At 72.0% G+C, this 11,002-nt stretch carries 10 protein-coding genes; 3 read left to right on the top strand and 7 right to left on the bottom strand.

What is annotated here, in order from left to right:
- The 4 genes from DLJ59_RS35945 to DLJ59_RS35960 all read right to left on the bottom strand — a co-directional run.
- Window positions 1–612: FAD-dependent oxidoreductase (locus tag DLJ59_RS35945; protein WP_124778558.1), on the bottom strand; the 612-nt coding region annotated here is incomplete at its 3' end.
- A 53-nt stretch (window positions 613–665) separates the two neighbouring features.
- On the bottom strand, window positions 666–1,688 hold the full coding sequence (locus tag DLJ59_RS35950) for a cellulose binding domain-containing protein (protein ID WP_158630958.1): 1,023 nt from the start codon (window positions 1,686–1,688) through the stop codon (window positions 666–668).
- An 87-nt stretch (window positions 1,689–1,775) separates the two neighbouring features.
- Window positions 1,776–2,414 carry a response regulator gene (locus tag DLJ59_RS35955; protein ID WP_124778560.1) on the bottom strand — a complete coding sequence of 213 codons (639 nt, stop codon included), beginning with the start codon at window positions 2,412–2,414 and terminating at the stop codon, window positions 1,776–1,778.
- Window positions 2,411–3,613 carry a sensor histidine kinase gene (locus tag DLJ59_RS35960; protein ID WP_124778561.1) on the bottom strand — a complete coding sequence of 401 codons (1,203 nt, stop codon included), beginning with the start codon at window positions 3,611–3,613 and terminating at the stop codon, window positions 2,411–2,413. The genes DLJ59_RS35955 and DLJ59_RS35960 overlap by 4 nt, the downstream gene beginning before the upstream one ends.
- A 146-nt stretch (window positions 3,614–3,759) precedes the next feature.
- Between DLJ59_RS35960 and DLJ59_RS35965 the strand changes: the two genes are divergently transcribed.
- Together DLJ59_RS35965 and DLJ59_RS35970 are read left to right on the top strand one after the other, a co-directional pair.
- Window positions 3,760–4,518, top strand: a complete 759-nt coding sequence (locus tag DLJ59_RS35965; protein WP_124778562.1) for an ABC transporter ATP-binding protein — start codon at window positions 3,760–3,762, stop codon at window positions 4,516–4,518.
- Window positions 4,515–7,046, top strand: a complete 2,532-nt coding sequence (locus tag DLJ59_RS35970) for an ABC transporter permease (RefSeq protein WP_124778563.1) — start codon at window positions 4,515–4,517, stop codon at window positions 7,044–7,046. Before DLJ59_RS35965 ends, DLJ59_RS35970 begins: the two co-directional genes overlap by 4 nt.
- A gap of 52 nt (window positions 7,047–7,098) precedes the next feature.
- Here DLJ59_RS35970 and DLJ59_RS35975 read toward each other — a convergent pair whose 3' ends face one another.
- Both DLJ59_RS35975 and DLJ59_RS35980 read right to left on the bottom strand, forming a co-directional pair.
- Complete coding sequence (locus tag DLJ59_RS35975; protein WP_124778564.1) at window positions 7,099–8,709, bottom strand: ricin-type beta-trefoil lectin domain protein; 1,611 nt, start codon at window positions 8,707–8,709, stop codon at window positions 7,099–7,101.
- A gap of 95 nt (window positions 8,710–8,804) precedes the next feature.
- A complete protein-coding gene (locus DLJ59_RS35980; protein ID WP_124778565.1) occupies window positions 8,805–9,227 on the bottom strand; it encodes a DUF2000 domain-containing protein in 423 nt (140 codons plus the stop codon).
- 50 nt (window positions 9,228–9,277) lie between these two features.
- Here DLJ59_RS35980 and DLJ59_RS35985 point away from each other — a divergent pair, with 50 nt between their 5' ends.
- Window positions 9,278–10,081 carry a helix-turn-helix transcriptional regulator gene (locus DLJ59_RS35985; RefSeq protein ID WP_244236410.1) on the top strand — a complete coding sequence of 268 codons (804 nt, stop codon included), beginning with the start codon at window positions 9,278–9,280 and terminating at the stop codon, window positions 10,079–10,081.
- An 8-nt stretch (window positions 10,082–10,089) separates the two neighbouring features.
- Here the strand turns inward: DLJ59_RS35985 and DLJ59_RS35990 are convergent, their stop codons facing one another.
- On the bottom strand, window positions 10,090–10,923 hold the full coding sequence (locus DLJ59_RS35990) for a helix-turn-helix transcriptional regulator (RefSeq protein ID WP_124778567.1): 834 nt from the start codon (window positions 10,921–10,923) through the stop codon (window positions 10,090–10,092).
- Window positions 10,924–11,002 lie beyond the last annotated feature (79 nt).

Genomic DNA, 11,002 nt, shown 5'->3' on the forward strand with positions numbered 1-11,002 from the left:
CTCCACCACTGTCACCTTGGTGCCGAGCGCGGCGAACATCGAGGCGTACTCCATGCCGATCACACCGGCGCCGACCACGACCATGCTGCGGGGTACGGCCTGGAGGTTGATGACACCGTCGGAGTCCACGATGGTCCGGTCGTCGAAGACGACGCTGTCCGGGCGGGCCGGGCGGGTGCCGGCGGCGATGACGACCTTGTCGAAGGTCACCTTGGACTCGCGGCCGGAGCCACCGTCGACCCAGATCGAGTGCGCGTCGGCGAAACGCCCGGTGCCGGTGATCATCGCGACCCGGTTGCGGGCCAGTTGGTTGCGGATGACGTCGGTCTGCCGGGTGATGACGTGCTGGGTCCGGGCGGCCAGATCGCTGACCGTGATCTCCTCCTTGACCCGGTAGCTGCTGCCGTACAGGTCCCGCTGGCTCAGGCCGGTCAGGTAGAGCACCGCCTCGCGCAGGGTCTTGGAGGGGACGGTGCCGGTGTTGATGCACACCCCACCGATCATGTCGCGGCGGTCCACGATGCCGACCCGCCTGCCGAGCTTGGCGGCGGCGATCGCGGCCTTCTGACCGCTGGGTCCGGAACCCAGCACCAACAGGTCGTAGTCATACACAGGCGTTAGCGTCGCAAGATGTCCCGGCGCGCGCCAGACTTCGTACCCGAGTGTTACTCAGCCGCCACCACACAGACGCCGCCGTTGAGCGTCACCTCCTGCGGCGTCTGCGACCCGGTGGCGACGAACCCCAGCGACACCGTGCCGCCCGGCGGGATCAGCGCGTTGTGGCGGACGTTGCGCACCCGCAGATAGCTGCTGTCGCGCTCGACGACCTCCGCGCCCCACAGGCTGCGCAGGTGCTGAGCGGCGTAGAACCGCCACCTCATCGTCCAGCCGTCGATCGCCGTCGAGCCGGTGTTCGTGACCAGGAGGCGTGCCACGAGCCCGTCGGGCCACTGCCCCACTGTCGACCGGACCGCGCAGCTCGGTGGTGGTGGCAGCGTGGTCACGGTGACCGGTTCGGACAGGGGTGACAGGTGGCCCGCCTCGTCCCGGGCCTGCACCACGAAGGTGTACGTGGTGTTCGGCGTCAACCCGCTGATCTGGGTGCTGTTACGGCCGGGCGGGTACTGGTAGATCTCGCTGACCCGGGTGCGGGCGCCGCCGACGTCGACCCGGAACACCTCGTACCGTTCAAGTGCGACATTCTCCACCGAGTGGGCCCAGCGGACCCACACCACTGTGGAGGCGACGTCGTAGGCGACCGGTTGGCCGGGCGCGCCGGGCGGTTGGTCGTCTCCCGGTGGCATGGTCAGCCGCAGGGACGGGTCGGACAGCGAGCGGTTGCCGGCCGCGTCCACCGCCGCCACGAAGAAGGTGTACGTGCGCGACGGCCGCAGGCCGGTGATCCGAATGCTGGTGGTGTCGGTCGAGTACTGGGCGCCGAAATCCTCGAACCGGACGCCGACCGGGTAGTGGACCACCCCCACGTCGTCTGTCGAGGCGGCCCAGGTCAGTTCGACCCAGGTGGTGTCGACGGCGACGACCGTGATCGGGCCGGGGGTGGTGGGTCGTTCGGTGTCCGTGGCGCCGTACGCCGGGGTCGCGCCGGCCGCGACCACTGTCACCGCCAGCGCGCACGCGGCCAGCGCGGCGGCCTTTGACCGGATTCTGCGGAACGGATGATCAGGCACGATGATGACCTCGCCTCCGAGTGACCGCAGCGGACCAGTCATTGACCATCATTGATGTTAGGGCAGTCTCGGCCGCGCCGTTGCCCGTCAGCCGACGAGGCGGCGTTCCCAGGCCCAGGCGGCGATCTCGACCCGGTTGCGGGCCTTGAGTTTCATCTGCACGCTCGCCAGGTGGGTCTTGACCGTGCCCACGGCGATGAAGAGCTGGGTGGCGATCTCGGCGTTGGTCAGGCCCCGGGCGACGAGCTTCACGACGTCGAGTTCCCGTGGTGACAGGCCGCCGTCGTCGCGCGCCGGGGCGGGTGAGCTGAGATGCTCCAGCAGCCGTACCGTGATCGAGGGGCTGATCAGCGCGTCGCCGGACACGGCCGCGCGGACCGCCTCCACCAGCAGGGCCGGGCCGGAGTCCTTCAGCAGGAAGCCGCAGGCGCCGTTGGCCAGCGCGGTGTGCACGTACTCGTCGAGGTCGAAGGTCGTCACGACGACCACCCGGATCGGGTCGGCGACGCCCGGCCCGGCGAGCAGCCGCAGGGCCTCGAGACCGTCGAGGCGGGGCATCCGGATGTCCAGCAGCACCACGTCCGGGCGCAGTCGGCGGGCCAGTTCGACGGCGTGCACCCCGTCGGCGGCCTCGCCGACCACCTCCATGTCCGGCTGGGCACCGATGATCATGCCGAAGCCGGTCCGGACCATGGCCTGGTCATCGGCGATCAACACCCGGATCACCGGTCCACCGCCGTGTGCAGCGGGAACGCCGCGTCGAGCACCCAGCCACCGGCGACACCGGGCCCGGCGGTGATCGTGCCGCCGAGGGCACGTACCCGCTCGGTGAGGCCGATCAGACCGAAGCCGTGCCCCCGGGCCGGCGCGGTACGCGGCGACGCGCCGTCGTCGGCGACCCGGACGAGCAACCAGTCCGGGGTTCGCCGCACGGCCACGTCCACCGAGCGTGCGTCCGGCGCGTGCTGACGGGTGTTGGTCAACCCCTCCATCACCACCCGGTACGCCGATGTCGAGACCTCCACGGGAAGTCCGTTGAGGTCGCCGTCGACGTGCAGTCTGGCCGGCGCGTTCGCCGCGCCGTTGAACCCGGTCAGCAGTGGCTCCAACTCGGTCACCCCGGCCAGTGGGGCCAGCGGCGCGTCCGGCGGGGCGTGCGGGTTGCGCAGGATCCCGACCATCCGCCGCATCGAGGCCATCGTCTCCGCACCGGCCCGCTCGATCTGCTCCAGGGCGACGATCACCCGCCGCGGGTCCTGCTCGGCGACGAACCGGGCGCCCTGCGCCTGCACCACGATGCCGGTCACGTGGTGGGCGATGAAGTCGTGCAGATCACGGGCGAACTCCGCGCGCTGCTCGGCCCGGACCAGCGCGATCGCCCGCTCCCGCCCGGCGGCGACGACTCGCAGGTAGAGCCCCACCCCGGCGGCGCCGGCCGCGGCGAGCACCTGAAGTAGACCGAAGATCACCAGCAGGTTCTCGGTGCCGACGCGCAGCGGCATCGCGGCGACGGCAAGCCCGGCGGCCACCGCCGCCCACGGGGCGAGCCGGGGCGCGCCCCAGCGGCTCACCACGAACACCACGCCGATCAGCCCAGCCGACTCGGCGAGCCCCCAGGTGCGGGCGAGCATCATGCCGCCGCCTCCGGAGACGACCACCACCCCTGCGGTCACGGCCAGTGAGGCGGTGGCGAGTGCCAGCGCGGCCACCGGCAGCCGGCGGGAACCCAGCCGGTGCACCGGCAGCCAGAGGGGCACGGTCGCCACTGCCAAACCCATCGGCACCAGCAGCAGCAGGAGAGCGACGATGCTGTCGTCATCCGCCGTGCTGGCGGCGAAGTCGAAGAGAGCGAGCAGGCCAAAGGCCACCAGCCCGGCAGCCTGGGCCAGGCGTACCCACAAACGTCGAAGATCCGGCGTGCTCATGGTGACCCAGCGTAGCCAACCGGACGGAGGTGGCAGATCGGCCGAAAGACAGACCCGGTGCCAGCGATACCCGGCCCCGGGCCGATGCGCCCACCCGCCGGTGCCGGCGACGCTTTCCGGGTCACCACGTAGCCACTGGAGGAACGATGACAACCCACGCCCCGCCGCAGACCAGCCACGCCGCGGTCGCCGCGGTCGACCTGGTGAAGGTGTACGGCAGCGGCGAGACCGCCGTCCGTGCCCTGGACGGGGTCTCGGTCGGCTTCGGCCGGGCCGAGTTCACCGCGATCATGGGCTCGTCCGGGTCCGGCAAGTCGACCCTGATGCACTGCCTCGCCGGCCTCGACACGGCCACCTCCGGTCGGGTCCTGCTCGGCGGCACCGAGCTGACCGGCCAGTCGGACCGAACCCTGACCCGGGTACGCCGGGAGCGGATCGGGTTCGTCTTCCAGTCCTTCAACCTGCTGCCGCAGCTCACCGCCGCGCAGAACATCACCCTGCCGCTGGACCTCGCCGGCCGACAGCCCGACGCCGAGCTCCTCGCGCACCTGGTGCGGGTGCTGGGCCTCGGCGACCGCCTGAACCACCGGCCCAGTGAGCTGTCCGGCGGTCAGCAGCAGCGGGTCGCGCTGGCCCGGGCGCTGGTGGCCCGCCCCGAGGTGGTCTTCGCCGACGAGCCGACCGGCAACCTCGACTCCCGCTCCGGTGCGGAGGTGCTCACCATCCTGCGCGACTCGGTACGCGACCTCGGCCAGACCGTAGTCATGGTCACCCACGACCCGATCGCCGCCGCGTACGCCGACCGGGTGGTGCTGCTCGCCGACGGCCGGCTGGCCGGCGAGATCGACAAGCCGAACCAGGTGTCGGTCACCGACGCCCTGCGTGACCTGGCGGCCCGCGCATGAGGGCGACAGTGCTGCGTACCCAGACGGCCGCCGCGGCCCGGCGGCCCGGCCGGCTGATCCTGACCGGCCTGGCGATCCTGGTCGCGTCGTTCGTCGTCTTCGGCACCGTGCTGGTGCAGCAGATCACCGAGCGGACCGTGCGAGACAACCTCAGCGGCACCCCGGCCGTAACCGACCTGGTGATCGGCAGCCCCGGCGTGCCGGCACCCACAGTGACGGACGTGCGGCAGATCCGGGCCGTGCCCGGTGTGGCCGAGGCGGTGGCCCGGGCGGCGACCGGGATCTCCATCGGCGAGGGATACCTCAACCTCCAGTCCGACCCGGGCACCGGCCCGCTGAGCACGCTCCGGTTGATCGAGGGCAGCTACCCGGACCAGCCCGGCGAGATCGCGATCACCCCGCGCACCGCCGAGCGGCTCGGGCTCTCGGTCGGCACCACCACCAGCGGTACGGGCGGCGAACTCACCACCCCCGCTCCACTCACCGTGACCGGCGTGGTGGAGACCGACGTCGACGCCGGCTACGACGCGTACGCGCCGGACAGCGCCGTGATCGCCTGGGCGCGCCTGACGGCCGTGGAGCGCGTCGACGTGCGGGTCGCTTCCGGCACCTCGACGGAGGCCGTCCGCCAGCGGGTGACGGCGGCGGTCGCCGGCCAGCCGATCCGCTCCGGTGCCGAGGTGCGCGAGGCCGAGGCCAACGCGGCGGCCGAGGAGGTCGGAAGACTCTTCATCCTGGTCGGCATGTTCGTCTCCATCGCGGTCATCGCCGCCGCGCTGGTGGTCACCTCGACCTTCCGCATCGTCTTCGCCCAGCGAATGCGGCAGCTCGCGCTGCTGCGGGCGGTCGGTGCGAGTCGGGGCACCCTGGTGCGGGCCCTGACCGCCGAGGGAGCACTGACCGGGCTGGTCGCCGGTGTCGTCGGGGTCGCCAGCGCCCTCACCCTCGGGTACGCGCTGCCGGCGATCCTGCGCGCCAGCGGCCACGCGGTCTCCTCGCCGGGCCTGCCGGTGTCGGCGGCGGTCACGGTGGTGATCGGCGCCGTCGTGATCACCGTGCTGGCCGTGCTGGCGCCGGCGCTCTCGGCCGCCCGGGTCTCCCCGTTGGAGGCGCTGCGCACGGCGAGCACCACTGCCGGCCGGCGCGGCATCGGGGCCCTCCGTCTGGTCGGCGGGCTGTTCCTGGCCGTCGGCGCGATCCTGGCGGTGGCCGCGACGATCAGCCAGTTGCCGAAGCCGGACCAGTCGAACTACGACCCTTCGATGCCACTGCTCCTGCTGGTCGGGTCCGGCGCGCTGGCGTTCTTCGCGCTGGTGGCCCTCGGGCCGCTGCTGGTGCGTCCGGTGCTGGCCGTGGTCGGTTGGCCGCTGCGCCAGCTCGGGCCGCTCGGACGGATGTCGGTCGGCGGCATCGGCGGGACGCCGCGTCGGGCGGCCGCTGTCTCCGTCGTGGTCGCGCTGGGCGTGACACTGATCTCCGGGGTGGTCATCGGCGGCGCGTCCCTGCAGGTGCTCGCCGACCGCGAGATGGCGCTCGCGGCCCCGACCGACTTCGAGGTCACCAGCAACGGTGGGACGCTGCCGCCGGCCGTGGTGAGCCGGGCCGAGGCGGCGCGCGGCGCACTGGCCCGGGTGGTGCCGTACCGGAAGGTCGACGACGCCACGCTGCTGCGCGGCGCCGACAAGCTCGGCGACGTCGAGTCCGGCTATCCGACCAGCGATCTGGACCTGGCGGCGTTGCCGAGCACCGGTGACCTGGACGTGGCCCAGGGCAGCCTGGCCGACCGTGGCCCGGGCCGGATCGTGCTCAACAGCTGGGTCGCGCGGGACGCCGGTCTGCGGGCCGGCGACACCGTGACGCTCGCCGTCGCCACCCGCACTGTCGACGTGCGGGTGGTCGCGGTGCTGCCCGGTGACGGGCCGCTGCACACGGGCATCCTCACCGATCCGGCCGACCTGGACCGGCTCGGCGTGCCGGCCGCGTACACCGGTCTGCTGGCCGACGCGGCCGGCGCCGGCGAGGACGGTCGCACCGCTGGTGTGCGGGCGCTGCGGCAGGCGATCGGAGGCAGCGACGGGGTGGGCCTCGCGGTGCTCGCCGACGAACGGGACCGCAACGACGAGTTGGTGCGCACCCTGGTTTCGATCGCGGTCGGTCTGGTCAGCCTGACCGTGCTGATCGCGGTCGTCGGGGTGGGTTCCACGACCGCGCTCTCGGTGGTGGAGCGGGTACGCGAGTCCGGGTTGCTCCGGGCGATCGGCTTGTCCCGCGCCGGCCTGCGCACCATGTTGACCGTCGAGTCCGGCCTGTACGGGTTGATTGGCGCGACCATCGGCCTGGTGCTCGGCATCCCGTACGCCTGGTTGGCGGTCCAGGCCCTCGGGATCGAGGCACCGCTGACCGCGCCGCTGCTGCCGCTGGCCGTGCTCTTCGTGGTGCTGGTCGGGCTGACCGCGCTGGCCGGGGTGCTGCCGGCCCGTCGGGCGTCGCGGGTCAGCCCGGTGGTGGCGTTGGGGGCTGACAACTGAGCACCGCCGTGGGGTGGCGCCGGGCAGCCGGCGCCGCCCCACGGCGGCCTGGTCAGTTGGGGTTGTTGGCGTGGGTCAACGTCTCCCAGGCGACGAAGAGGTTGTTGGTTCCCGCCGGACGTTGTTGCAGTGTGAGGGTCTGGGTGTTGGTCATGACGTTGCCCAACCGGTTGCTCATCGCGTTGAAGCCGACCTCGGTGATCGGGCCGAGGCCGCGGGTGAGGCTGCCGCCGCAGAGCCAGGAGGGCGGCGCCTCGCCGAGTTGGTAGCGCGAGTGGAAGCCGAGCGCCTGACGCAGTCGCTCACCGACCTGGGGGTACAGGTCCCGCCCCTGGATCCGGGAGGTCTCCGCGACGTGCGAGATGGCGGAGATCCCGTACCCGGTGTGGACGAAGTCGCGGCAGGTCTCCTGGGCCAGGCCGGCGACGAAGGTGGACTGGCCCTGCCAGTAACCGATGATTTCCGAGCTGGTGTCCAGGCCGCTGCCGGGCGTCGTGTACGGCAGGGCGCCGTCGCTGGGCAGGTAGACGAAGGCCCGGGCGCGGTTGAGGAAGCGGGTGACCGCCGCGTCGTACGCGGACCGGTCCTCCAGGAACACCGCGATGCCGACGGCGGCTTCCATCATGGTCAGTTCCCAGTTGCCGTTGCTGTTCGAGCCGTTGCGCACCACCGGCAGGTAGACGGTGCGCAGCATGGTGGCGAAGCGGTTGGCGTTGGGCCAGCTCGCGTACGTGTACTTGATGATCTCGGCGGCCCGGGGCCAGACCGAGGCGGCCCAGCCGGTCTGCAGCGGAGCGTTGCTGCCGGTGTGCGCGGTGATCGTGGCCGACCACGCGTCCATGATCTGGATCGACTTCTGCGCGTACCGGGCATCCCCGGTGATGTACCAGGCCAGCGCGTCGGTGTACGCGGCGATCGCGTCCTCACGCTCGTCGGTGCAGCCGTTGTTCGGGTTGGAGTAGGAACCGCACTCGACCACCGAGCGGGGAGCCGGGGTACGCGAGAGAGAGGCGTACCGGCTGCTCATCATCTGGTTGTGGGCCGCCGCCCAGGGCTGCGCGCCGGCCTGCACGCGGCCCCGGACGAAGTCGAGCTGGCCTCGGCTGACCAGCACGCCGGGGTGGGTGAAACCACTCGACGGCGGTGGAGTCGTGCCGCCGGTGGGCAACGCCCAGGTCTGGTTGGCGGTGCCGGTGCAGCTCCAGATCTGCAGCGGGGTGCCGTCGGCCGAGCTGGGGCCGGTCGCGTCGAGGCACTTGCCCGAGGCCGGGTTGACCAGTTGGCCGGCGCTGGGCGACCACTGCTGCGCCCCGGTGCCGTTGCAGTCGTAGATCTGCACCCGGGCCCCGTTGGCGGTGCTGGCGGCGGCGACGTCGAGGCACTTGCCCAGCGCCCGGATGGTGCCGTCGTCGGCCACCGTCCACTGTTGCGCGGCGGAGCCGTTGCAGGTGAAGAGCTGGACCTGCGTGTTGTTGGCCGGGTTCGCGGCGGCCACGTCGACGCACTTGCCGCCGTACCCGGTGATGGCGCCCGTCGCGGCCGCCACGGCGGGCGACGCGCCGACGACCAGGCCGGCCGGCACGGCGAGCAGGGCCGCGGTGAGCGCGGCGGTCAGTCTGATGCGGGGGTGGCGGGGCACGAGCCCGGCCAATCGTCGCGCCATGTCGGGGTCCTTCCGGGCGGCGAAACAACTGTAAAGTGTGTTAATCATTACAGCCGCAGACACCGATATCAATGTCTTCGTCGCCACGGATGCCGTTACGGGTGCATCGACGCGCCCTTGAGCACCTTGTCCACCACGTTGCGCGGCGCGTGCAGCGCCAAGCCCACCAGATCGAGCTTCTCCCGTCCGACCGCCTGGACGGCGGCGCGGTTGTCCCGGTCGTTACCGGTGGCGAACAGCTCGGCCGTGAAGATCGCCACCCGTAGACCCCGGGCGAGGGCGCGTGAGTGCGCGCCGACCAACGTCGCCCGATCTCCGGCGAAGACCAGCACCGGCTGGCCGAACATCGGCAGGTAGCGGGTGCCGTCCGCGTCGCGGTACTCCTCGCCGAGCAACTCCGGCAGCGTGCTCGCGATGCCGCTGACCAAAAAGGCGGTGACGTTCAGCCGTTGCCAGCTCGCCAGGTCGTTACGGAGCAGTACGGCGATCTTGGTGGGAAAGCGGATCGGTTCGGTCATGGCGTCGAGCCTGCCCGCCCCGACACCGCCCGGTCTTGTACGTTCTTAGCGTGGCCACCCGCCTGGCTGGCTCGCACGTCAGCGCATGGCGACCCGCGGTAGCCGGGGTCGCCGAGGTCTTCCACGCCCATTTCGTGGACCACGCCTACCCTCGGCACATCCACGAGGTGTGGACTCTGTTGATCGTCGACGACGGCGCGGTCCGCTTCGACCTGGACCGGCACCGGCACGGCGCGCTGCGCACGTCGGTGACCCTGCTCCCGCCGTACGTCCCGCACGACGGCAGCTCCGCCACCCCGAACGGCTTCCGCAAGCGGGTCCTCTACCTCGACACCTCTGCGCTCGACGCCGAGCTGGTCGGCCGGGCCGTGGACGAGCCGGACCTGGCCGATCCGCGGCTGCGCGAACGGATCCACCACCTGCACCAGGCACTGGCCGCGCCCGGCGACGAGTTCGAGGCCGAGAGCCGACTCGCTCTCATCCTGGACCGGCTACACCGCCAGCTCCGCCAGCGCCCTGCGGTCGATGGCCAGCCGGCCGGACGCGGCCTCGCGGTCCGACTACGGGAGCTGCTGGACGCCCGGACCGTCGAGGGCGTCACGCTGAGGGAGGCCGCGGAGCTGCTGCACGCCCACCCGACCCACCTGGTCCGGACGTTCACCCAGGTGCACGGCGTGCCACCGCACTCGTACCTGACCGGCCGTCGGGTCGAGCTGGCGCGTCGCCTGCTCCTGGCCGGGCAGCGGCCCGTCGAGACCGCCGTCGCGGCCGGGTTCTTCGACCAGGCGCACCTGACCCGCCACTTCCGGCGCTACCTGGGCGTCAGCCCGGCCCGCTATCCCGCCCGGAGCTGAACGCGCGGTCAGACGAGCTGGCCGCCGATGACGGAGAGCAGCCGCAGCTTCTCGTCGCTCGGCGACCCGGGCACGGCGGTGAAGACCAACAGCGTCTGCGACTGGTCCGGGTCCACCAGCGTCTGGCAGTGCAGCTCCAACGCCCCGACCTCCGGGTGCACGAAGTGCTTGGGTGGGCAGTACCCGGCGGGCACCGGGTGCTCCTGCCACAGCTGGGCGAACTCGACGCTTTTGGCCAGCAGGTCGTCGACGAGCGCGGCGGCCCGCGAGCCCCGCCCGTCGCGGGTGTACGCCGCGTGCAGATGCGCCACGAGCAGGCGACTCTGCGTCTGGTGGTCTTCCGCCGGGTGTAGCTGCCGTGCCGTCGGGTCGGTGAACCAGCGGTGGTGCGCGCTGCGCGCCAGGCCGGTGTGCCGGGTCTCGTCACCGAGCAGGGCGACGGCCGGCGCGGTCTGCGCCAGGGTCTCGCCGAGGTGGTTCACGACCTGGGCCGGGGTGTCGTGCATTCGGTCGAGAATCCGCATCATGCCCGGGTTCACGTGGTCGGCCCGTATCGCCCGGTGCGGAACGGCCTGCCCGGCGAGCTGGAACAGGTGGTCCCGTTCGGCCAGGGAGAGCCGCAGGCCACGAGCGAGCGCGGCGAGCATCTGCTCGGAGGGGTGCGGCCCGCGCTGCTGTTCCAACCGGCTGTAGTAGTCGGTGGACATTCCGCTCAACGTGGCGACTTCCTCGCGGCGTAGCCCTCCGGTGCGTCGGCGCGGGCCCCGGGGCAACCCGACGTCCTCGGGCTGGAGGGCTTCGCGGCGGGTGCGCAGGAAGCTCGCGAGTTGGGCGCGGTCCACGGTGTCTCCGATCGGTGGCTGCCGGCAGCTAACCAACACATCAAGCGCAACAGCCAATCCGCCCGACGATGTTCCACCC

Source organism: Micromonospora inaquosa (genome assembly GCF_003857055.1).
GTDB lineage: Bacteria > Actinomycetota > Actinomycetes > Mycobacteriales > Micromonosporaceae > Micromonospora > Micromonospora inaquosa.